Source organism: Hylemonella gracilis str. Niagara R (assembly GCF_000600295.1).
Classification (GTDB): Bacteria; Pseudomonadota; Gammaproteobacteria; order Burkholderiales; family Burkholderiaceae_C; genus Hylemonella; species Hylemonella gracilis_A.
Genome location: NZ_JEMG01000001.1, coordinates 3014727 through 3036040, shown reverse-complemented (window position 1 = coordinate 3036040; position 21314 = coordinate 3014727). Strand labels below are relative to the sequence as shown.

Here is a 21314-nt window from a genome sequence, read left to right as displayed (position 1 = left end):
ATCGATATTTAAGATGATCTGCATAGAGTTTCATCTATGAATGTGACGTTCCGCCAATTGCGGCTTTTTCTCGCTCTGGCCGAGACCGGCAGCGTCAGCGGCGCGGCGCGCGCCATGCATGTGACCCAGCCCACGGTCTCGATGCAGTTGCGCGAGATCAGCGAAGCGGTGGGCCTGCCGCTTTACGAAGTGGTCGCGCGTCGTGTGCATCTGACCCAGGCAGGCTTGGAGCTGGCGCGCACGGCGCGTCGCATGGCCAGCGAGTGGGACGTCTTCGGTCAGACCATCGACGGCTTCAAGGGCTTGACGCGCGGCCGGCTCAAGGTCGCGGTGGTCAGCACCGCCAAATACTTTGTTCCGCGCCTGCTCGGGCATTTCTGCAGCCGTCATCCCGAGGTGGAGGTCGCGCTGGAAGTGCTGAACCGCGATGGGGTCGTGGGGCGCTTGCGCGAGAACCTGGACGATCTCTACATCATGTCCCGGCCGCCCGTTGAACTCGATCTAGAGGATCAGGTGTTCTTGCCCAATCCCCTGGTGTTGATCGCCAGCACGGCCCATCCGCTCGCGCGCAAGCCGGGGTTGCAGTTGCAGGATTTGCGTGGCACCCGCTTCATCCTGCGCGAACAAGGCTCGGGCACCCGACTGGCCACCGACGCGCATTTCCGCAAGCAGCGTTACGCACCCGAGCTGCGGATGGAACTGGGCAGCAACGAGGCCGTTCGGGAAGCCGTGGCCGGGGGGCTGGGTCTGGCGGTGATCTCGGTGCATGCGCTGGCGCCCCGCCCCCTCACGCAGGGCGTGGCCGTGCTGGATGTGGCGGGGTTTCCCATCGCCTCACAGTGGCACATCGTCTACCCCAAGGGCAAGCGCCTGTCGCCCATCGCGGAGGTGTTTCGCCAGCAACTGTTGGCCCAGGCCGGGCAACTGGCACCGCAGGGGCAGACCTCGCGCTGAAGGCTACGTCGGGTCGGATCGAGGCGGGCAGGGCCGATGCACCCGCGCTCAGACCGCAGGGCGGATCGCCGATTTGGGCCGGAAGGATTTGCAGACTTCGTCCCGGGTTTCCAGGTACGGCCCACCGATCAGGTCCACGCAGTAGGGCACGGCGGCGAAGATGCCGGGCACGATCGACTTGCCGTCGGCATCTCTCACGCCTTCCAGCGTTTCCTGGATGGCCTTCGGTTGACCGGGCAGGTTAATGATCAGGCTGCTGCCCCGGATCACGGCAATCTGACGCGACAGGATGGCCGTGGGCACGAAGTGCAGGCTGATCTGGCGCATCTGCTCGCCAAAGCCCGGCAAGGTCTTGTCGGCCACGGCCAGCGTGGCCTCGGGTGTGACGTCTCGCAGCGCGGGGCCGGTCCCACCGGTGGTGAGGACCAGCGAACAACCAGCATCCACCAGCTCGATCAAGGCCGCGCTGATCTGTGCTGCTTCGTCGGGGATGAGGCGTGACTTGAAGGTGATCGGGTTCTTCAGCGCGCGCGCGAGCCAGTCGCGCAGGGCAGGCAGGCCCTGGTCTTCGTAGACGCCGCTGGAGGCGCGGTCGCTGATGGAGACGATGCCGATCCGCACGGCGTCGGCGCTGCTGGCCTGTGCGTTGGAGGCAGCCTCATTCATCGTCGCGGGCCTCATCCATCGCGGGATTGGTATCGTCCACCGCGCCGGCCAGCTGCGTGCGCAGCAGCTGGAACAGCTCGCGGTAGGCCCGACCCTGGCGTGGGGCCTTGCCCTGCGAGATCGCTGCCTGATCCGCGGGCACGGCGTCCTTGCGGGCCTGGCGCACCAGGGCACGCAACTGCTGGCTGTCGGTGCCTGGGAAATCGCTCATCCAGCGCGCCACCGCAGCGTCGTCGGCGATCAGCTGTTCACGCCATTGCTCGGCGGTGTGCAGGAGGGCGGTTTCCTGGGCGGAGGGCAGGTGCTGTTCGGCCAGCGCGGCGCGCGCGGCTTCGAGCGTCTCGGGCGGCAGCTGGCGCATCAGCTTGCCAACGAATTGGCCCTGGCGGCGGCGGCCCTCGAAATTCGTGATGCGCTGCAACTCGGTCAGTGCATCCAGCAGCTTGTCGGGCAGGTCCAGCCGGTTCAAGAGGTCGGTGCGCAGCGTAGGCAGGGCCTCGCCGAGTTTCTGCAGCTCCGTGCTCTCACGCTTCAGGTCGGTTCTGCTGACGTCGACATCGCCCTTGAGTTCGCGCTTGAGTTCCAGGTCCAGCTCGCTGCCTTCCGCGACGAACTGGCCTTTGACGTAATAACCTTTGGTGGGCTTGCGGGACATAGCCCGGAATCATAGCCTTGCCCAAGTCGCTGCCCCAGACCCTGGCCCCAGCCGCTCCCCTGCCGAGCGACGCCCATCGGAACCGGGCGGTGGGCGCGGGTCGGATGCTTGACGAATTCTGGGTTTTTATTTAACCTATTGGTAAATTATCTGATGGGTTAAATAAACAAGGGGACATGCCCATGCCCGATGGACTCAGCCAGACCTTCGCCGCGCTCGCCGACCCGACGCGCCGGGCCATCCTGGCCCAGCTCGCGCACGGTGACGCGAACGTCTCCGACCTCGCGCAGCCCTTCATGCATGACATGAGCCTGCCGGCCGTGACCAAGCACCTCAAGGTGCTGGAGCGTGCTGGTCTGGTGCGCAAGACCCGCGCCGCGCAGTGGCGCACCTGCTCCCTGAATCCACGTCCCTTGAAGGAGGCCACGGACTGGATCGAGGAATCCCGTCGCATGTGGGAGGCCAGCCTGGACCGTCTGGGCGATTACCTGAACGAACTGCAGGCCTCGCAAGCGCAGGCGATGGAATCTGACAGCCCGACGCCTGCCACTGCGCAAACTCCCAAATCAAAACCCAAACCCAGCCCCAAAGCCAACGCCAAAGGAAAACGCCATGCCGGCAAAACCGAATGAAATCCGCATCGTCCGTGTTTACGACGCGCCCGTGAAACTGGTCTGGGAGGTCTGGACCGACCCAAAGCATGTGGCGCAATGGTGGGGACCACGCGGCTTCACGCTGACCACGCACAACAAGGACTTCCGTGTGGGGGGGCATTGGCGTTACACCATGCACGGCCCGGATGGCAAGGATTGGCCGAACTACACGCGCTACCTTGAAATCGAACCTTTCGCGAAGATGGTTTACGACCACGGCGCGAGCGATGAAAACGCACCTGCGCTGTTTCGCGTCACGGTCACCTTCGCCGAGAGGGAGGGCAAGACGCGGATGGAAATTACGATGGCGCTGGCCACGGCGGAGGCCGCGGAACAGACACGCCGATTCATCAAGCAGGCGGGTGGCAACTCGACCTGGGATCGGCTGGCCGAGTACTTGGCCGAACATCCCGGCGATGGGCAGGCTGGCCGCGGCAAGCGGGCCTTTTTCATTCATCGCTCGTTCAACGCACCCATCGCTCGCGTCTTCGAGATGTGGAGCAATCCTGAGTACCTTGCGAAGTGGATGGCACCGAAGGGCGCGAGCATGACAATGCGCGGTGAAATCGCGCCGGGCAAGAGCCTGCATTCGACCATGAAGGGTGAACACGGGACCCTGCATGGGCGCGCCACCTACCGCGAGGTCTCGCCCCCGATCATGTCCGAGGTCCATGCAGAGCAAGCACGCATCGTCTACGAGCAGCAATTCACCGATGAACAGGGCCAGATCGCCCGGCATCCCATGGCACCGACCTGGCCCGAAACCCTGCTCACGACGGTGAGCTTCTCGGAAGAATGGTCGAACGAGACCCGCGTGACGATCGAATGGGAACCTCTGGCGGCGAGCGAGCGAGAAATCCAGACCTTCGTCGACGCGCGTTCCGGCATGACCGGGGGCTGGACCACCTCGCTGGACCAGCTTGAAGAGGCCCTGCTCGCCTGAAGGGGGCATGCGGCGCTCCGCGGTGGTGGCGGATGGGGCAAGTATCATTGCCCGCCATGAATTCGACGACCACACCGCAAAGCGGCTTCAGCTACAGCCGCGCCACCTTCGAGGGCCTGGTGGACCAGGCCCTGGACCACGCCCGCAAACTCGGCGCCAGCGCTGCGGGCGCCGAAGTGTCCGAGGGCTGCGGCCTCTCGGTCTCGGTGCGCCAGGGCGAACTGGAAAACGTCGAGCGCAACCGCGACAAGTCCCTGGGCGTCACGGTCTACCTTGGCCAGCGGCGCGGCAATGCCAGCACTTCTGATTTTTCCCCCGCCGCCATCGCACAGACGGTGCAGGCGGCCTACGACATTGCCCGCTTCACGGCGGAAGACCCAGCTGCCGGTCTGCCTGATGCGGATGACGTGGTGGGTCTGGCGGAGGCCGGGCGTGACCTGGATCTCTTCCACCCCTGGGCCATCAACAGCGAGCAGGCCGCCGACATCGCCCGCGCCACCGAGGCGGCTGCGTTCAAGACCGACAAGCGCATCACCAACAGCGAAGGCGCGTCGGTGTCGGCGCAGCAATCCCATTTCTTCAGTGCCCATCGGTTCATGGACGGTGGCGCACCGGGGTTTCGCGGCGGCTACGCCAGTTCACGCCACACCATCTCGGTGTCACCCATCGCCGGTCGCGGCGATGGCATGCAGCGTGACTACTGGTACAGCTCGCAGCGCCACCCCGATGAACTGGCCGCGCCCGAAGCCATCGGTCGTTATGCCGCCGAGCGCGCGCTCAGCCGCCTCAAGGCGCGCAAGATCAGCACGCGCGAAGTGCCGGTGCTGTTTGAGTCGCCGCTGGCCGCCGGTTTGCTGGGCGCGTTGGTGCAAGCCCTGTCCGGCGGCGCGCTGTACCGCAAGAGCAGCTTCCTGCTCGATTCCCTGGGCCGGCAGGTGCTGCCCGCGCACATTGATTTGCTGGAAGACCCGTTTCTGCCGCGTGGCAAGGGCAGCTCGCCCTTCGACGAGGAAGGCGTGCGCGTCAAGGCCCGCAAGGTCATCGAGGCGGGGCACGTGCAAGGCTACTTTCTCAGCAGCTACTCCGCCCGCAAGCTGGGCATGAAGACCACGGGCAACGCGGGCGGCTCGCATAACCTTGTGCTGACTTCGCGCCTCACGCAGCCCGGTGATGACCTGGACGCCATGTTGCAAAAGCTGGGCACCGGGCTGTTCGTGACCGAGCTCATGGGCCAGGGTGTGAACTATGTCACGGGCGACTACTCGCGCGGCGCCAGTGGCTACTGGGTGGAAAAGGGCCGCATCGCCTACCCGGTGGAAGAAATCACCATCGCCGGCAACATGAAGGACATGCTGCTCGGCATCCAGGCCGTGGGCGCCGACGCCTACAACTACGGTGCCAAGACCGTGGGCTCCATCCTGCTGAACCGCATGAAGGTGGCGGGGAGCTGAAGACCGAGCATGGCGTCGCTGGTTCTTGCCCAAAAGACAGCCTGGCGCCGGCATCGGGATCATCTTTTCGCGTGCCGATCGCTGCGCTGCGCGTGCGGTCTGCTGGCGACGGTCATGCTACCGGGCTGCGTCTTCTTTCCTCGAACAACGCCCTCCTACACGGGCGATTGTCAGATCGTCGAACAGAGATTGACGCTGGACTCCGTGCCAGTGAGACTCGGCTCTGGAGGCTGTTCGGGTGAAGCGTGCTTGCTTGTTCTGGCCGTGTATGGGGGCGTCACGGCGGGCACTGCAGTGATTTCTGGCAGTGTCGTCTTGATCGGGAACACCCTGTACTGGCTGGAAAAGAAAGGGCGATGCAGCATGCCCGTCGTCGCGCGGGCAACGTCCGAGTTCCTGCGCGATCCCTCCTCATGGCGGGAGTCGCCTGAGGCGGCGCCATCGGCCGCTGAACCACTTCCAGTCGCTGGAGAATGAGCCCGGGTTGGCACTTCGCATGCTGATCTGAGCAGGGCAAACCCGCGCAGCCGGATCAAACTCAGCTGCTTCCCGAACGTTGTCGGGCACGGTGCACACAAAGATGCACCCCATTTTCCGCAGATTGAAATTGTGCGAACATGGCTTCACATGTCGCGCGGCTTGACCTGGCTCGGCACTGTGGGCTGAATACTTGGCTTCATTGCGGTCCGTCAGGAACGAGAACCGGGCACGCAAGAACACGGCGTTCCTGTTCACGGGATCGTTGGCAGGCTGACCGGTGTTGGCCTCCCGATGGCGAGACTGGGCAACTGGACGACGTGCAAGGGGGTGACATGCAGAAGATATCTGGGCCTTTGCTCTGGTCCTGCGCTGTTTTTGCGACGGGCTGCATCGCCGCAGCATTGACCTGGTTTGCCCTGAGCGCCGCGCAGGAGGCTGAAACGGCATCCCGTTTCGACACCATGGCACTAAGGGTCGTCAATCAACTGGAGCAGCGACTGACGCTCTATCAGTATGGCCTGCGGGGGACGCGCGGCGCGGTGCTTGCAGCAGGTGTCAATCAAATATCCCGCGCCTCTTTCATTCGTTACAGCCAGTCGCGGGACATCGCCCGCGAGTTCCCGGGTTCGCACGGTTTCGGCTTCATACGCCGGGTGTCACGCGCAGACGAGGCGGCGTTCCTGCGTCAGGCGAGGATCGAGCATGGCCCGGCCTTCCAGATCAAGGAGTTCGCGGCTCACGCGCATGAGCGCCTCGTGATCCAGTACATCGAACCCCTGGCGCAGAACCTGCCTTCCCTGGGGCTGGACATTGCTTCGGAAAGCCTTCGCCGTCGCGCCGCGCTGGAGGCTCTGCGCGAGAACCGCGCGACGCTCTCCCAGCCCATCACGCTGGTGCAGGCGGCAGGCAGGCAGGATCAGGGTTTTCTGTTCTTCCTGCCGGTGTATGCCGACGACGTTCGCACGGCCACGCCGGACGAGCGTTCGCGCTCGGCCGTGGGTCTGGCCTACACCCCTTTGGTGATCGGCGAAGTCCTGTATCAAATGGATTTGCCGTGGCCGCAGTTCACGCTCAATCTCTACGACGCCGAGGAACAGGGAAGCGCCAGGCGCTTTTTCACCTCCTCCATCGTGGACGTGCCCGCAACCCAAGGTCTGACCCAGACCATCGCCCTGGGTTTGTATGGCCGCCAATGGTTGGTGGAGGTCAGCGCGACCCCGGCGTTCATCGAGGCCATGCAACTCCAGGCTCCGCGCCAGGTGGCGGCGCTGATTGTCCTTGCGTCCGCCCTCATCGCGGCGCTGCTGCATGTCTCGCTCGTGAATGGCCAGCGGCGCAGAAAGGCATGGATCGAGGACGCCAGGCTGGCTGCGATCCTGGATGGCGCGAGCGACGCCATCATCGGCAAGGACCTGCAGGGCCGCGTCACCAGCTGGAACCGCGCGGCGGCGCAGATTTTTGGTTATGCCGCCTCGGAAGCGGTGGGCCAAAAATTGGCTGACCTCATCATTCCGGCGCAAAAGCATGCCGAAGATGCGTCGATCTTGGCGCGCATCCAACGTGGAGAAACGGTGGCGTCCCTGGTCACCCAGCGCCTGAGGCGTGATGGAACCCTGGTCGACGTCATGCTCACGGCGTCTCCGGTTCGCGACGCAAATGGACGGGTGGTGGGATCAGCCTCCACCCTCCACGACATGACGGATGAGCTGAACGCACGCGAGAGCATTCTCGAGCTCAATGCCACGCTGGAAGCGCAGGTCCGCGAGAGAACCTCCCGCCTGGCCGCGAGCGAGCGCTTTCTGCATTCCCTGATTGATGCCTTGCCAGGACTGGTCTCCTACTGGGACACCGATCTCCGGTGTCGATATTCCAACCGCACCTATCAAGCCTGGTTTGGCCGTTCCCCGGAGGAAATGAATGGGATCTCACGCCAGGAACTCTTGGGTGAAGAACTCTTCCGTTTGAACGAGCCCTACATTCAAGGGGCGCTGCGGGGAGAGCCTCAGGTCATGGAGCGCGCCGTCACCCTGCCGGATGGCAGGACGATACACACCCTGGCCAACTTCCTTCCGGTGTTCGAGGAGGGCGTGGTGTGCGGTTACATCGTGGTTTCGACGGATGTCACCGTGCTCAAGCAGGCGGAGGAGGCCTTGATCAAGGCCAAGCAGAAGGCCGAGGACGCGACCCAGGCCAAGAGTGACTTCCTGGCCAATATGAGTCACGAAATCCGCACGCCGATGAACGCCATCCTCGGGCTGTGTTATTTGCTGGAACAACAAGCGCTGGCGCCCGCCTCCCGGGAGATGGTCCAGAAAATCCACGGCGCCGGACGCACCTTGCTGACCATCATCAACGACGTGCTCGATTTTTCCAAGATCGAAGCCCATCACATGGTCATCGAGCAGGTGCCCTTCCGCCTCGCCGACGTCCTGGACCACCTGGCCGGCATCATGTCTGCCTCGCTCGGCAACAAGCCCGTGGAACTGATCGTCGGCCCTGCGCCCGAGGGCGGAAACTTCTTGATGGGCGACCGCTTGCGCCTGGGTCAGGTGCTGGTCAATCTCGCGAGCAACGCGATCAAGTTCACCGCGCATGGCGAAGTCGAGGTTCGCGTGGACCGCCTGCCCGACGCGGGCGATGGGCGCATCCTGCTGCGCTTCAGCGTCCGCGACACCGGCATCGGCATCCCGTCCGACAAGTTGGAGATGATTTTCCATGCCTTCAGCCAGGCTGATACCTCCACCACGCGCAGTTTCGGTGGGACCGGCTTGGGGCTGGCGATCAGCCGGCATCTGGTGGCGCTCATGGGGGGGCGGCTGCAGGTCCACAGTGTCCCGGAGCAAGGCAGCGAGTTCCATTTCGAGTTGTCCTTCGAACCCAGCAACCCGGTGGACAGCGCCTTGCCGGACATGACACATTTGCGCGTGCTGGTCGCGGACGACCACGAGGCCACTCGCAAAGTGCTGGTCGATATCGCGCACAGTCTGGGCTGGCATGCAGATGCCGTGGCCACCGGCACCGAGGCCGTGAACCGGGTCACCCAGGCGTCGGTGCAGGCGTACGACTTGTTGTTGCTGGATTGGCATATGCCCGGCATGGACGGTCTGGACGCTGCCGCGCAAATTCGGGAGCTGAGCCAGCGCGACAGCGCACCCATCATCATCATGGTCACCGCCTACGAGCGGGAGCGCCTGTCTGGGCAGGCGGGGGTGCAAGCCACCGACGCCATCATCTGCAAGCCCATCACCAGTTCGGGCCTTTACAACGCCGTGCTGGAGGCCAGACGCCATCGCGGCGAACTGCAGGCGGAAGTGTCCCGGACGAGGGCCATGCAGCGCTTGCGGAACCTGCGCGTGCTGGTCGTCGACGACAGCGAGATCAACCGTGATGTCGCGCGCAGCATCCTGGCCGGGGAGGGCGCCGTGGTCGCTTCGGCGCAGGACGGCCAAACGGCTCTGACGATGCTGCGACAGCAGCCCGATGCCTACGACATCGTGCTGATGGACATGCAGATGCCGGTCATGGACGGGTATGTCACGACCCGGCACATGCGCAGCATCGATGCGTTGGCCCGCCTGCCCGTCATCGCATTGACCGCAGGGGCGTTTTCGACGCAGCGCGTGTCGGCGCTGGAGGCCGGGGTGGATGAGTTTGTCGCCAAGCCCTTCGAGGTGGATCAGCTGGTGCAGGTGATCCTGGACCTGGTGCGACGATCCCGCGTCCGAACGGGTCCAAGTCGGCGCGAGGACGAACCCGTGCCAGCACTCTTGCCCCAGTTGCCCCGCCAGGACACCACCGCCCAGCCGCAGGTCCTGAACGTTCAGCGTGTCCTGCGCGTCTGGGGGGAGCCTGCCAACCTGGCCAACTACCTGCGCAGGTTCGCCGCCAGCCACCAAAACACGGCCCACCAACTCGCGCAGTTGCCCCCCGAAGCGGCCGCCGCCTTGGCGCATCAGGTCAAGGGGGCGGCGGCACAGCTCGGCCTGGAGCAAGTGGCGGACCTGGCGGGACGTCTGGAACCGCTGCTGCGTAGGGGCGAGGACGCGCAAGACCTGCTCGGTGCCTTGCCAATCGCGATGGAAGCGGCGTTCCAGGCGATCGCGAATTACAGCGCCCAAAGCTCTGAGGGCATGGACATGGGCGTGGCCTCGGCGACCGGGTCTGAGCCCTCGGGCAGCGCGCTGAGTTCCAGTGCCTGGGCGGGGGACTTGGCATCGGGCTTGGCGCAATTGCGCGAGGCCTTGCGCTGCGACGATCCGGCCTTGGTCGAACCCCTGCTGGACGCGCTGTCGGCGCGGATACCCGCGCACCACCTGAGCGCCTTGCGCTCGGCGATCGCGGCCTACGACTTTCGCGGTGCCGAGGGGCTGGTCCGAGCGCTGGATGTCGGTGTGAACATTGAAAAGGAGCTAGAGCCATGAAGTTCGGACCCATACTCGCCGTCGACGATGAGCCTCTGAATCTCGATGCCCTTCGCCATGTGCTGAGCCATGACCACCGCCTGGTGTACGCCCGCAATGGCCGCGAAGCCCTGGCTGCCGCGGCCGCGCACCAGCCTTCGCTGATCCTGCTCGACATCCAAATGCCAGACATGGACGGTTACAGCGTTTGCCTGGCCCTGAAGCGTGATCCCGCGACGGCCCATATTCCGGTCATCTTCGTCACCGGCATGGGCGAAGTCTGGGACGAGGCCAAGGGGTTTGAATGCGGCGCCGTTGATTACATCGTCAAACCCATCGCGCCGTCCACGACACGGGCTCGCGTCAGGACCCACCTTTCGCTCGTGCATGCCAGTCAGCTGGAGCAGAGCTACCACGACGCCATTTCCATGCTCGGCAAGGCGGGGCACTACAACGACAACGATACCGGGGTTCACATTTGGCGCATGGCCTCGTATGCCCGCGAACTGGCGTCCGCTGTCGGGTGGGGCGCCGAGGCCTGCCGTGATCTTGAGCTCGCCGCGCCCATGCACGACACTGGAAAGATCGGCATCCCAGGTGCGATCCTGCGCAAACCGGGCAAGCTGGACGCGAACGAGTGGGAGGTGATGAAAGCCCACACGCGCATCGGTTACGACATCCTGCGCATGGGGCATTCACCGGTGTTCGAGCTGGCTGCGGAGGTGGCTTTGCGCCACCACGAAAAATGGGACGGCAGCGGGTATCCCGACGGCCTGTCCGGCGAGAGAATTCCAGAGTCCGCCCGCATTGTGGCCATTGCCGACGTGTTTGACGCCTTGATGGTCAGACGGCCGTACAAGGAACCCTGGCCGCTGGCGGATGTCGTGGCGCATTTGCGCGAGGAGGCGGGGACGCATTTTGACCCGCGCCTGATCGAGAATTTCCTCGCCATCCTTCCCAGAATCATGAGTTTGAAGGAAAGCTGGGACGCCTTTGAAGTCACCCATGGCGTCGCCCAATTGGCATGACGTCCTTTCCTTGAGGGCTGTGGGTGCGGGGGATGCACCGAGCCAGTGCGCTGGGGCCAGGTTTCCTGCGTTTTTGCTTGGCATGGAGCTTGCGTGTCTGACGCACGGGAGCAGCCTCAGCGCTGCATCACCTCAATGGCTGGCTAGGGTTCCGGTCCACATGTGAAGCATGCGGATGTCTGGTCCGAGAGCTGGCGACCTCGGTTCGAGGTTACACGGCGGGACAAAAGCCCGGGAGAGAAGCAAGGCCACAGTGCCGTGCTGCTCCCGCGCCGTGCTCTTTTGTCCATTCAACGCCACCTCTTACCGGAGTGCCATCATGAACCTGCGTCGTCTACTCGGTGTTTCCGTGCTCGGTTTCGCCGCCTTGCTGGGCCTGTCCACCCAAGCCGCGCCCAAGAAAACCTTCGATGTCTGCTGGACCATCTACGCGGGCTGGATGCCCTGGGACTATGCCCAGGCTTCGGGCATTGTGAGCAAGTGGGCCAAGAAATACGGCATCGAGATCAAGGTCACCCAGCTCAACGACTACGTCGAGTCCATCAACCAGTACACCGCCGGCAAGTTCGATGGCTGCACCATGACGAACATGGACGCGCTGACGATTCCCGCTGCGGGCGGTGTGGACAGCACGGCCCTGATCGTGGGCGACTATTCCAGTGGCAACGACGGCATCGTGCTCAAGGGCGCGGGCAAGACGGTCAAGGACCTCAAGGGTCTGGACGTGAACCTGGTCGAGCTGTCCGTCTCGCACTACCTGCTGGCGCGCGGGCTGCAGAGCGCGGGCCTGTCCGAGAAGGACGTGAAGGTGGTCAACACGTCTGATGCCGACATCGTGGCCGCTTTCGCCACCTCGAAGGTCAAGGCCGCCGTGGCCTGGAACCCGCAGCTCTCCGAAATCAAGGCCGCGCCCGCCACGTCCCTGGTGTTTGACTCCAGCAAGATCCCCGGTGAAATCCTGGACCTGATGGTCGTCAACACCCAGACGCTCAAGGACAACCCCGCCTTCGGCAAGGCGTTGACCGGAGCCTGGTACGAGGTGATGGCGCTGATGAAGGCCAAGAACGCGGCCGCGCTCACGCACATGGCCAAGGCCTCGGGCACGGACCTGCCGGGCTACGAGGCGCAGCTCAAGACCACGGCCATGTACTACACAGCCGCCGACGCGACGAGGTTCACCACCAGCGCCGAATTGCCCGCCATCATGAAGCGCGTCTCCTTGTTCTCCTTCGAGAAAGGCCTGCTGGGCGAGGGCGCCAAGAGCGCGGACGCGATCGGTGTCGCTTTCCCGGGCGGCAAGGTCAACGGCAACGCCAAGAACGTGAAGCTGCGCTTCGACGCGACCTACATGCAGCTGGCCGCCGAGGGCAAGCTCTGAGCTTCGGATGCTTCCGGCCGCTGACCGCGGTCGGGCCAACCCGCCGGATGCAACTCCGGCGGCTCCCCGCACACGCCTGACGAAAGGTGCCCATGCGCTTCATCAATCGCCAACCTGGCCGGGGTGGTCGCTGGCTGCTCGCGCTGCTGCCGCTGATTCTGCTGGTGTTGGTCTATGGCATCGGCTCGGCGGCGCGCCTGGCCGACAACCCGGATGACAAGCTGCTGCCGGGCGCCTCCCAGATGGCGGACGCCGTGAAACGCATGGCCTTCGAAGAAGACAAACGCACGGGCAGCTATCTGCTGTGGAGTGACACGGCGGCCAGTCTGGTGCGCCTGGGCTTGGGTCTGGGGCTGGCCGCGCTTGCGGGTCTGGTGTTCGGCGTCGCGGCAGGGGTGTTCCCCCTGCTGCGCGCGCCCCTGTCGCCGATGATGACCGTGGTCTCCATGGTGCCGCCGCTGGCGGTGCTGCCCATCCTGTTCATCGTCTTCGGCTTGGACGAGCTGTCCAAGGTCATGCTCATCGTGATCGGCGTCGCGCCCATCCTCGCGCGTGACCTGGAACAGCGTGCGCGCGACATCCCGCAGGAGCTGTTCGTGAAGGCCCAGACCCTGGGCGCCAACAGTTGGACGCTGGTCTTGCGCGTGGTGCTGCCACAGCTGCTGTCGCGCCTGCTGGTCTCGCTGCGGCTGATGCTGGGTTCGGCTTGGCTGTTCCTGATTTCGGCCGAGGCGATTTCCGCGACGGCCGGTCTGGGCTACCGCATCTTCCTGGTGCGCCGTTACCTGGCCATGGACGTGATCCTGCCTTACGTGGTCTGGATCACGCTGCTGGCCTGGTTGATGGACTGGGGCCTGCGCGGGCTCAACCGCTGGCTGTTTCCCTGGTCGGATGGAGGGCGGACATGAGCGCCTATCTGGACATCCGCAACGTCTGGCAGCGCTACGGTGAGCATGTGGTGCTCGAAGGCCTGAACCTGAGCGTGAACGAAGGCGAGTTCTGCACCCTGGTGGGGGCTTCGGGCTGCGGCAAATCCACCTTTCTGCGTCTGCTGCTCGGGCAGGAGCGCCCCAGCAAGGGCCAACTGCTGCTGCAGGAACGGCCCCTCTGCGACGAACCCGATGCCAACCGGGGCGTCGTGTTCCAGCGTTATTCGGTGTTCCCGCACCTGACCGTGCTGGACAACGTGACGCTGGGGCTGGAGCTGCCGCGCTCGCCCCTGACCGGACGCCTGTGGGGCCGCGCCAAGAACAAAGCGCGCGCGCAGGCCGCGCAGCTGCTGGAGCGTGTGGGCTTGGGCCAGGCCCTGCGCCAGTACCCTGCGCAGCTGTCGGGCGGTATGCAGCAACGGCTGGCCATCGCGCAGGCCTTGATCGCGCGACCGCGTTTGTTGCTGCTGGACGAACCCTTCGGCGCGCTCGACCCCGGCATCCGCAAGGACATGCACGCGCTCCTGCTGGACCTGTGGCGCGAAACGGGTTTGACCGTCTTCATGGTCACGCATGATCTGAGCGAAGGCTTTCACCTCGGCACGCGCCTGCTGGTCTTTGACAAGGTGCGCCACGACCCGCAGGCGCCCCTGGCCTACGGCGCGCGCATCACGTACGACATTCCACTCAACACGGACCGCCGCGCCGCGCAGGACGCACTTGCCGCGCTACCGGCCCTTGTGTTGCCAACCTCCAAGGATCTTTCATGAGCCACGACGACGCCCTGGACATTCAAGCTTTGCTCTACGACGAGACCGTGCCCGGTGGTGGGCACACCTCCTTCATCCTCAAGCGTGGGCAGTCGCTGCGCATCACTGACCTGGAAGGGGGCGCCAATGTCAGCCTGTTGCTGCTCAACGCGCAGCAGCCCAGCGAACGGCTGAACATCCCCGACACGCTCAAGGGCCAGCACACGGCCAAGCTCACGACCGGGCATTGCCTCTATTCCGACATGGGGCGCGTGCTGGCAGCGATCACGGCCGACAGCTGCGGCTGGCACGACAGCCTGGGCGGCGTGCTCAACGCGGAGGAGGTGCGCGAGAAATACGGCACGGGCCGTTACCAGGAACTGCGCAATGGATTTTTCCGCAACGGAACGGACAACCTGCTGGTCGAAATGGGCAAGTGGAACCTGAACCTGCAGGACCTGCTGATGGTGATCAACCTGTTCAGCAAGGTCACGGTCGACGCCGAGGGCAACTTCCATTTCGTGCCCGGCAATTCCAAGGCCGGTGACTTCGTGGAGCTGCACGCGCCCATGGACACCCTGTTCGTGCTGACTGCGCTGCAGCACCCGATGGACCCGAACCCGCAGTACGCGCCCAAGCCCGTGCAACTCCATTGGACCGAGGTCAAAAGCGGCGACTCGACCATCGCCTGCCGCAGCTCGCGCCCGGAAAACGCGCGCGCCTTCCACAACACCGAACGCCTCTACCTGTGAGGAGCCTTGTGATGAACTTGACCGTCAGCCCCCACCTGCCCGAGCAGGCCGTCTTTCGCCACGTCATCCCTGCGGGTGAACCCTATTTGTTCGAGGTGAAAAAAGGCCAGACCCTGCGCATCCTCGACCTCGAAGGCAACCAGGCCGTGGACACGCTGTTCTACAGCGCGAGCAACCCGCGCGAGCGGTACGACCCGCAGCGCACCCTGCGCCGGCAGAACAAGGTCTATCTGACCACCGGCACGGTGCTGTATTCCAACCTGGGCCACGCGCTGTTGACCATCACGGCCGACACCTGCGGCCGCCACGACACCCTGGGCGGCGCCTGCGCCCAGGAAAGCAACAGCGTGCGCTACGCCCTGGACAAGCGCTACATGCACAGCTGCCGCGACAACTTCCTCTGTGCCTGCCTGCACGACGGGCGCCTGGGCAAGCGCGACATCGGCGCGAACATCAATTTCTTCATGAACGTGCCGGTCACCCCCGAGGGTGGCCTGACCTTCGAGGACGGCATCTCCGCGCCGGGCAAGTACGTGGAGCTGCGCGCCGAGACGGACGTGATCACGCTGATCTCCAACTGCCCGCAGCTCAACAACCCCTGCAACGGCTGGAACCCGACGCCGGCCGAAGTGCTGGTGTGGAATTGAAGCGAACTGAACTGGATTGAGTACGTAGCAGGGCAGCCTGCTCCCGCCATGGACGGCCATGGCGCGGTTTCACCGGCGCGGGACGGCCCGCCACTCCTTGAGGGCAACTCGCATGTTCGACTCCCTGCTCATCGCCAACCGCGGCGCCATCGCCTGCCGCATCCTGCGCACGCTGCGCGCCATGCAGGTGCGGGGCGTGGCCGTGTATTCCGAAGCCGACGCGACCAGCCTGCACATCCGGCAGGCCGACAACGCCATCAGCCTGGGCGAGGGCCCGGCGGCGCAGACCTACCTGGTGGTGGAGAAGATCCTGGCCGCGGCCCGCGCCAGCGGCGCACAGGCCATCCACCCCGGCTACGGCTTTCTGTCCGAGAACGCGGCCTTTGCCGAAGCCTGCGAAAACGCGGGCATCGCCTTCGTCGGACCCACGCCCGAGCAGTTGCGTGTCTTTGGCCTCAAGCACACCGCGCGCGCGATTGCCCGGGGGCAAGACATTCCTCTGCTGGAAGGCACGGAACTGCTGGACACGGTGGACGCGGCGCTTTCGGCGGGCCGAAAAGTGGGTTATCCCCTCATGCTCAAGAGCACGGCGGGCGGCGGTGGCATCGGCATGCGGGTCTGCCGCTCCGCCTCCGAACTGCGCGAAGCCTACGAGGCCGTGCGCCGCCTGGGGCAGAACAACTTCAGCGACCCGGGCGTTTTCATCGAAAAATACATTGAACGCGCCCGTCACCTGGAAGTGCAGATCTTCGGCGACGGGCAGGGCGGGGTGATCGCGCTGGGCGTGCGTGACTGTTCGGTGCAGCGGCGCAACCAGAAGGTGCTGGAGGAAACCCCCGCGCCCAACCTGCCCGAGGGCATGGCCGATCAACTCTGCGCCGCCGCCGTCCAGCTCGGCAAGGCGGTGAACTACCGCAGCGCGGGCACGGTGGAATTCGTCTACGACGACCAGGCGCGGCGTTACTATTTCCTCGAAGTCAACACACGCCTGCAGGTCGAGCATGGCGTGACCGAGCAGGTCTGGGGCGTGGACCTGGTGCGCTGGATGATCGAACTCGCCGCCGGTGATTTGCCGCCCTTGCACGAACTGGCGCAGACGCTGCAGCCGCGTGGCCACGCCATTCAGGCGCGTCTTTATGCCGAAGACCCGGGGCGCAACTTCCAGCCCTCGCCGGGTCTGCTGACCCAGGTCGCGTTTCCAGAGGCCGATGGCCGCGCCTTGCGCATCGACACCTGGGTCGAGGCGGGTTGCGAGATCCCGCCTTTCTTCGACCCCATGATCGCCAAGCTGATCAGCTGGGCGGAAGGCAGTAACGGCTCGGACGCGCGCGCGCAGGCTCGCCTGGCCTTGGACGAGGCGCTGGCGCGCACGCAGTTGTATGGCGTCGAGACCAACTGCGGTTACCTGCGGCAGATCCTGGTCGACGCGCCATTTGCCAGCGGATCGCCCTGGACGCGTTGCCTGGAGCAACTGGTCTACCGCGCGGACACGGTCGAGGTTGTCGCGGGTGGCACGCAGACCACGGTGCAGGACTGGCCGGGTCGGGTGGGTTATTGGGCCGTGGGCGTGCCGCCTTCCGGTCCCATGGACGACCGGGCCTTGCGCCTGGGCAACCGCCTGCTGGGCAATGCCGAGTCCGCGGCGGCGCTCGAAGTCACCATGAACGGGCCGACGCTGCGTTTCCATGCCGCAACCGTCGTCGCCGTCACGGGCGCTGCCTTGCCTATCACGCTGGACGGCGAAGCGCGGCCCATGAACACCGCGTTCGCCATTGCCCCAGGTGCCACCCTGCGGCTGGGCACCATCGCGGGTGCCGGCGCACGCGCCTACCTCTGCCTGCGTGGCGGCATGGACGTGCCCGATTACCTGGGCAGCAAGAGCACCTTCACCCTGGGCCAGTTCGGCGGCCATGTGGGGCGGGCCTTGAGGGCGGGGGATGTGCTGCATCTGCATCCCTTGCGGGAGGCGAGCGTGGGCGCCGTGCTGCCGCCGACCTTGCAGCCCCCGCTGCCCGCCGTGCGCGAGCTGCGGGTGATCTACGGCCCGCATGGCGCGCCCGAGTACTTCAAGCCGGCTTACATCGGCACCTTCTTCGCCACCGAGTGGGAGGTGCACTTCAACTCCAGCCGCACCGGCGTGCGCCTGATCGGCCCCAAGCCCGAGTGGGCGCGCGACAGCGGGGGCGAGGCGGGCCTGCATCCGTCCAACATCCATGACAACCCCTATGCCGTTGGCGCGGTGGACTTCACGGGGGACATGCCGGTCATCCTCGGACCCGATGGCCCCAGCCTGGGCGGGTTCGTCTGCCCGGTCACGGTGATCGAGGCCGACCTCTGGCAGCTCGGGCAACTGAAAGCGGGCGACAAGCTGCGCTTCGTGCCGGTGGATCTGTCCACGGCGCGTGTCCTGGCTGCGGCTCGGCGCGAGGAAGTCCGCCTGCTCCAGCCCTCGCTGCCGGACTGGTTGCCCGCGCCCGTCGACCCGCTGCGGTCCTCGCCCATCGTGCTCGACCTCGGACAGGGCGAGCAGCGCCTCGTGGCGCGGTTGTCGGGCGACACGCACCTGCTGCTCGAAGTCGGTCCGCCCGAGCTGGACCTGGTGCTGCGTTTCCGTGTCCACGCGCTGATGCAGACGCTGGAAGCCCGGCGCACCGCTAGCGCCTTGCCGGGCGTGATCGACCTCACGCCAGGCATCCGCTCCTTGCAGATCCATTACGACCCGGATCGTTTGCCGCTGGACAGGTTGCTCCAGGACCTCGCCGGTCTGTGGGACGGCGTCTGCGCCGCGCGGGATCTGAAGGTGCCTTCACGCGTCGTCCATCTGCCGTTGTCCTGGGACGACCCGGCCTGCCAGCTGGCCATCGAGAAGTACATGACCACGGTGCGCAAGGACGCGCCCTGGTGCCCGAGCAATCTGGAGTTCATCCGCCGCATCAATGACCTGGACAGCCTCGATGAAGTACAGCGCATCGTCTTCGAAGCGAGCTACCTGGTGCTGGGCCTGGGTGATGTGTACCTGGGCGCGCCGGTGGCCACACCGCTGGACCCGCGCCATCGCCTCGTGACCACCAAGTACAACCCGGCGCGCACCTGGACGGCCGAGAACTCGGTCGGCATCGGTGGTGCCTACCTCTGCGTCTACGGCATGGAAGGCCCGGGTGGTTACCAGTTCGTCGGCCGCACCCTGCAGATGTGGAACCGCTACCGCTACATGCACGAAGACATGGCCGCCTTCGGCGGCCAGCCCTGGCTGCTGCGCTTCTTCGATCAGATCCGTTTTCATCCCGTGAGCGCCGAGGAACTGCTGCGCATCCGGCGCGACTTTCCGTTGGGGCGTTACCCGCTGCGCATCGAGCAGACCGAACTGGCCTTGGCCGATTACCAGGCCCTGCTGGCACGCGAAGCCGAGGGTATCGTCGCTTTCCGAAAGCACCAGCAAGCCGCGTTCAACGCGGAGCGCGAACGCTGGATCGCGACCGGCCAGGCGCACTTCGAAAGCGCGGAAGCGGCGGTGGAGGCCACGGAAGAGGCACCCCTGGCGGCCGGGCAGGTGGGCGTGGAAAGCTTCATCGCGGGCAACCTCTGGCAGTTGCAAGTCAGCCTGGGCCAGGCCGTGCAGGCCGGTCAGGTGTTGGCCGTGCTGGAGTCCATGAAGATGGAAATCGCCCTGCAAGCGCCCTGCAAAGGCGTGGTGCGCGAGCTGCGGGTGCAGCCCGGCGCGCCGGTGCGCGCAGGCCAGTATGTGGTGGTGCTGGACGAGGCCTGAGGTCAGTTGGGCATCGGCGCGGCCGGGGGCAGCGAGTGGGAGGGCGGGTCGCCTATAGTCCCAGGCGCGCATTCGGTTTTGCTTTCTGGCGCACCTTTGCATGCACACGCAGGAGAACCCCATGTCCAAACTCAGGGTGGCCGCTTTCTCGGTCTCGCTCGATGGCTACGGAGCCGGTGTCGACCAGAGTCTGGAGAACCCGCTCGGTGTTGGCGGGATGCGCTTGCACGAATGGTTTTTCGGTACGACCACCTTTCAGGCGATGACCGGCGCCGAGGGCGTCGAGGCCAACGTCGACGACGGTTACGCGAAGCGCAGCTTCGAGAACGTGGGCGCGTGGATACTCGGGCGCAATATGTTCGGGCCGGTGCGCGGCCCCTGGCCTGACGATGCGTGGAAGGGCTGGTGGGGCGACAACCCGCCTTACCACGTGCCGGTCTTCGTGCTGACGCACCACGCGCGGCCATCGCTGGAGATGGCAGGCGGCACGGTGTTCCATTTCGTCACCGCAGGCATCCACGAAGCGCTGGCCCGCGCCCGCGAGGCAGCCGGTTCGCGCGATGTGCGGGTAGGCGGTGGCGTGGCGACCGTGCGCCAGTACCTTCAGGCGGGGCTGATCGACGAGATGCACCTGGCGATCTCGCCGACCTTGCTGGGGCGCGGCGAGGCCTTGCTTGCGGGGATCAACCTGACGGCGCAAGGTTTTCGCTGTGTCGAGCACGTGGGCACGACGAAGGCCTTGCACGTCGTGCTGGCCAAAGGCTGAGGCCAGGCAGCCTGCCCGTTTCAGCGCGAACGTTGAGGGGCAGGTTCAGCGTCGCCGTTGCGTGCGGTTCCACCGCTGCGAGGCCACTAGCAGTTCCTTGTTGGACAGCACGTAGTCCGGGCTGTCCAACAAGCGAGTGATCGCCAGATCGAGAAACGCTCGCACGCGTTTGGGTTGCGCCGCGCGACTGCCGTAGTAGATGTGCAGCCCCATGTGATGGCTGATGTGTGGCAGCAGCAAAGGCACCAGCCGCCCCGCGCGGATGTGGGCCGCGACCAGAAAGTTGGCCAGTTGGCCCATCACCTGGCCAGAGAGCACGGCCTCCAGTTCAAGCTCTGCGTCATTGGTCGAAAAAGCCGGTGACATGTGCCGGTGTTCGATCTCGCCGTTGACAGTGAGGTACCAGGGGAAAACCTTGCCCGTGGCCGGAAGCCGATAGACGCTGCAGCGATGCGCCGCCAAATCGTCCAGGCTGGCCGGAACGCCATGCGCGGCCAAGTAGGAGGGCGAGGCACAGACGATCAATTGCATGGGAAACAGCTGACGGCCGATGACGCCTTCCTCCGCCGACGCGCCAACTCGAAATCCCACATCCATGCGACTTTTCACCCAATTGCCGATGCCGTCGTCCAACTGAACATCGGGCTGGACGCCAGGGTAGCGGCGACAGAACTCGTCCAGAAGTGGCATCAGCAGCGCCGCGAAGGACGACTTGGGACCAACGATGCGCAGCGGCCCCGCGATCTCGTCCTTGGTGTCGCGGGTCAGGGCCAGCGCCCGGTCCAAGGCGGACAGTGCGGGCTGGGTGTTTTCCAGAAAATGCCGCCCCTCTTCCGTCAGCGCTAGGCTGCGCGTGGTGCGGTGCAAGAGGCGCACGCCCAGATGCTGCTCCAGTTGCGCGATCGCCTGACTGGCCGCCTGTGGGGTCACGCCATGCGCCAGCGCGGCTTGTCGAATGCTGCCCAGTTCGACGGCTTTTGCGAAGGTGGCGATGGCCTTGAATTCATTGATCGGCATGGGGCGATTATCAATTTTCTCTTGTCACTGACGCAAGCCAAAAGGGGCTAGTGGGTTGCAACTCTGGTCAATACAGTCCG

General features: G+C 65.2%; 16 protein-coding genes and 1 riboswitch. Of the genes, 13 read left to right on the top strand and 3 right to left on the bottom strand.

Going from position 1 to position 21314, the window contains the following annotated elements; genetic code table 11:
* Positions 1-36 precede the first annotated feature (36 nt).
* The gene (locus AZ34_RS13885) at positions 37-954 is read left to right on the top strand and encodes a LysR family transcriptional regulator (RefSeq protein ID WP_035609087.1); all 918 of its coding nucleotides are present in this window, start codon (positions 37-39) and stop codon (positions 952-954) included.
* Positions 955-1002: 48 nt separating this feature from the next.
* Here AZ34_RS13885 and mog read toward each other — a convergent pair whose 3' ends face one another.
* Both mog and yjgA read right to left on the bottom strand, forming a co-directional pair.
* Entirely contained in the window at positions 1003-1620 is a 618-nt protein-coding gene (mog, locus tag AZ34_RS13880; RefSeq protein WP_035609084.1) for a molybdopterin adenylyltransferase, read from the bottom strand.
* On the bottom strand, positions 1613-2275 hold the full coding sequence (yjgA, locus tag AZ34_RS13875) for a ribosome biogenesis factor YjgA (RefSeq protein WP_035609082.1): 663 nt from the start codon (positions 2273-2275) through the stop codon (positions 1613-1615). The genes mog and yjgA overlap by 8 nt, the downstream gene beginning before the upstream one ends.
* A gap of 182 nt (positions 2276-2457) precedes the next feature.
* On the opposite strand from yjgA, the gene AZ34_RS13870 reads away from it, so the two are divergent.
* From AZ34_RS13870 to AZ34_RS13815, 12 genes are all read left to right on the top strand, one after another.
* Positions 2458-2907: an ArsR/SmtB family transcription factor gene (locus AZ34_RS13870; RefSeq protein WP_035611783.1), complete on the top strand. Its 450-nt coding sequence runs from the start codon at positions 2458-2460 to the stop codon at positions 2905-2907.
* Positions 2888-3871 carry an SRPBCC family protein gene (locus AZ34_RS13865; protein ID WP_035609079.1) on the top strand — a complete coding sequence of 328 codons (984 nt, stop codon included), beginning with the start codon at positions 2888-2890 and terminating at the stop codon, positions 3869-3871. The genes AZ34_RS13870 and AZ34_RS13865 overlap by 20 nt, the downstream gene beginning before the upstream one ends.
* Positions 3872-3927: 56 nt before the next feature.
* Complete coding sequence (pmbA, locus tag AZ34_RS13860; RefSeq protein WP_035609075.1) at positions 3928-5322, top strand: metalloprotease PmbA; 1395 nt, start codon at positions 3928-3930, stop codon at positions 5320-5322.
* Between the two features lie 812 nt (positions 5323-6134).
* Positions 6135-10223 (top strand): response regulator, encoded by a 4089-nt coding sequence (locus AZ34_RS13855; RefSeq protein ID WP_197026558.1) that lies wholly within the window; start codon positions 6135-6137, stop codon positions 10221-10223.
* Positions 10220-11230 carry an HD domain-containing phosphohydrolase gene (locus AZ34_RS13850; protein ID WP_035609073.1) on the top strand — a complete coding sequence of 337 codons (1011 nt, stop codon included), beginning with the start codon at positions 10220-10222 and terminating at the stop codon, positions 11228-11230. The genes AZ34_RS13855 and AZ34_RS13850 overlap by 4 nt, the downstream gene beginning before the upstream one ends.
* Before the next feature lie 132 nt (positions 11231-11362).
* A riboswitch (guanidine-I (ykkC/yxkD leader) is annotated at positions 11363-11470 on the top strand.
* Positions 11471-11549: 79 nt separating this feature from the next.
* Positions 11550-12608: a putative urea ABC transporter substrate-binding protein gene (locus AZ34_RS13845; protein WP_035609070.1), complete on the top strand. Its 1059-nt coding sequence runs from the start codon at positions 11550-11552 to the stop codon at positions 12606-12608.
* A 92-nt stretch (positions 12609-12700) separates the two neighbouring features.
* A complete protein-coding gene (locus AZ34_RS13840; protein WP_035609068.1) occupies positions 12701-13516 on the top strand; it encodes an ABC transporter permease in 816 nt (271 codons plus the stop codon).
* Complete coding sequence (locus AZ34_RS13835) at positions 13513-14307, top strand: ABC transporter ATP-binding protein (RefSeq protein WP_035609065.1); 795 nt, start codon at positions 13513-13515, stop codon at positions 14305-14307. Before AZ34_RS13840 ends, AZ34_RS13835 begins: the two co-directional genes overlap by 4 nt.
* Positions 14304-15038: an urea amidolyase associated protein UAAP1 gene (locus AZ34_RS13830; RefSeq protein WP_035609063.1), complete on the top strand. Its 735-nt coding sequence runs from the start codon at positions 14304-14306 to the stop codon at positions 15036-15038. Before AZ34_RS13835 ends, AZ34_RS13830 begins: the two co-directional genes overlap by 4 nt.
* 11 nt (positions 15039-15049) lie before the next feature.
* Positions 15050-15685 (top strand): urea amidolyase associated protein UAAP2, encoded by a 636-nt coding sequence (locus AZ34_RS13825; RefSeq protein ID WP_035609061.1) that lies wholly within the window; start codon positions 15050-15052, stop codon positions 15683-15685.
* A 112-nt stretch (positions 15686-15797) separates the two neighbouring features.
* On the top strand, positions 15798-19451 hold the full coding sequence (gene uca, locus AZ34_RS13820; RefSeq protein WP_035609058.1) for an urea carboxylase: 3654 nt from the start codon (positions 15798-15800) through the stop codon (positions 19449-19451).
* Between the two features lie 121 nt (positions 19452-19572).
* On the top strand, positions 19573-20217 hold the full coding sequence (locus AZ34_RS13815; RefSeq protein WP_035609056.1) for a dihydrofolate reductase family protein: 645 nt from the start codon (positions 19573-19575) through the stop codon (positions 20215-20217).
* 45 nt (positions 20218-20262) lie between these two features.
* Here the strand turns inward: AZ34_RS13815 and AZ34_RS13810 are convergent, their stop codons facing one another.
* Entirely contained in the window at positions 20263-21234 is a 972-nt protein-coding gene (locus tag AZ34_RS13810; RefSeq protein ID WP_035609054.1) for a LysR family transcriptional regulator, read from the bottom strand.
* Between the last annotated feature and the right edge of the window lie 80 nt (positions 21235-21314).

Excerpts from the sequence above, each read along its gene's own strand:
- AZ34_RS13885 (WP_035609087.1), top strand. The coding sequence starts at position 37 with ATGAATGTGACGTTCCGCCAATTGCGGCTTTTTCTCGCTCTGGCCGAG.
- mog (WP_035609084.1), bottom strand. The coding sequence starts at position 1,620 with ATGAATGAGGCTGCCTCCAACGCACAGGCCAGCAGCGCCGACGCCGTG.
- yjgA (WP_035609082.1), bottom strand. The coding sequence starts at position 2,275 with ATGTCCCGCAAGCCCACCAAAGGTTATTACGTCAAAGGCCAGTTCGTC.
- AZ34_RS13870 (WP_035611783.1), top strand. The coding sequence starts at position 2,458 with ATGCCCGATGGACTCAGCCAGACCTTCGCCGCGCTCGCCGACCCGACG.
- AZ34_RS13865 (WP_035609079.1), top strand. The coding sequence starts at position 2,888 with ATGCCGGCAAAACCGAATGAAATCCGCATCGTCCGTGTTTACGACGCG.
- pmbA (WP_035609075.1), top strand. The coding sequence starts at position 3,928 with ATGAATTCGACGACCACACCGCAAAGCGGCTTCAGCTACAGCCGCGCC.
- AZ34_RS13855 (WP_197026558.1), top strand. The coding sequence starts at position 6,135 with ATGCAGAAGATATCTGGGCCTTTGCTCTGGTCCTGCGCTGTTTTTGCG.
- AZ34_RS13850 (WP_035609073.1), top strand. The coding sequence starts at position 10,220 with ATGAAGTTCGGACCCATACTCGCCGTCGACGATGAGCCTCTGAATCTC.
- AZ34_RS13845 (WP_035609070.1), top strand. The coding sequence starts at position 11,550 with ATGAACCTGCGTCGTCTACTCGGTGTTTCCGTGCTCGGTTTCGCCGCC.
- AZ34_RS13840 (WP_035609068.1), top strand. The coding sequence starts at position 12,701 with ATGCGCTTCATCAATCGCCAACCTGGCCGGGGTGGTCGCTGGCTGCTC.
- AZ34_RS13835 (WP_035609065.1), top strand. The coding sequence starts at position 13,513 with ATGAGCGCCTATCTGGACATCCGCAACGTCTGGCAGCGCTACGGTGAG.
- AZ34_RS13830 (WP_035609063.1), top strand. The coding sequence starts at position 14,304 with ATGAGCCACGACGACGCCCTGGACATTCAAGCTTTGCTCTACGACGAG.
- AZ34_RS13825 (WP_035609061.1), top strand. The coding sequence starts at position 15,050 with ATGAACTTGACCGTCAGCCCCCACCTGCCCGAGCAGGCCGTCTTTCGC.
- uca (WP_035609058.1), top strand. The coding sequence starts at position 15,798 with ATGTTCGACTCCCTGCTCATCGCCAACCGCGGCGCCATCGCCTGCCGC.
- AZ34_RS13815 (WP_035609056.1), top strand. The coding sequence starts at position 19,573 with ATGTCCAAACTCAGGGTGGCCGCTTTCTCGGTCTCGCTCGATGGCTAC.
- AZ34_RS13810 (WP_035609054.1), bottom strand. The coding sequence starts at position 21,234 with ATGCCGATCAATGAATTCAAGGCCATCGCCACCTTCGCAAAAGCCGTC.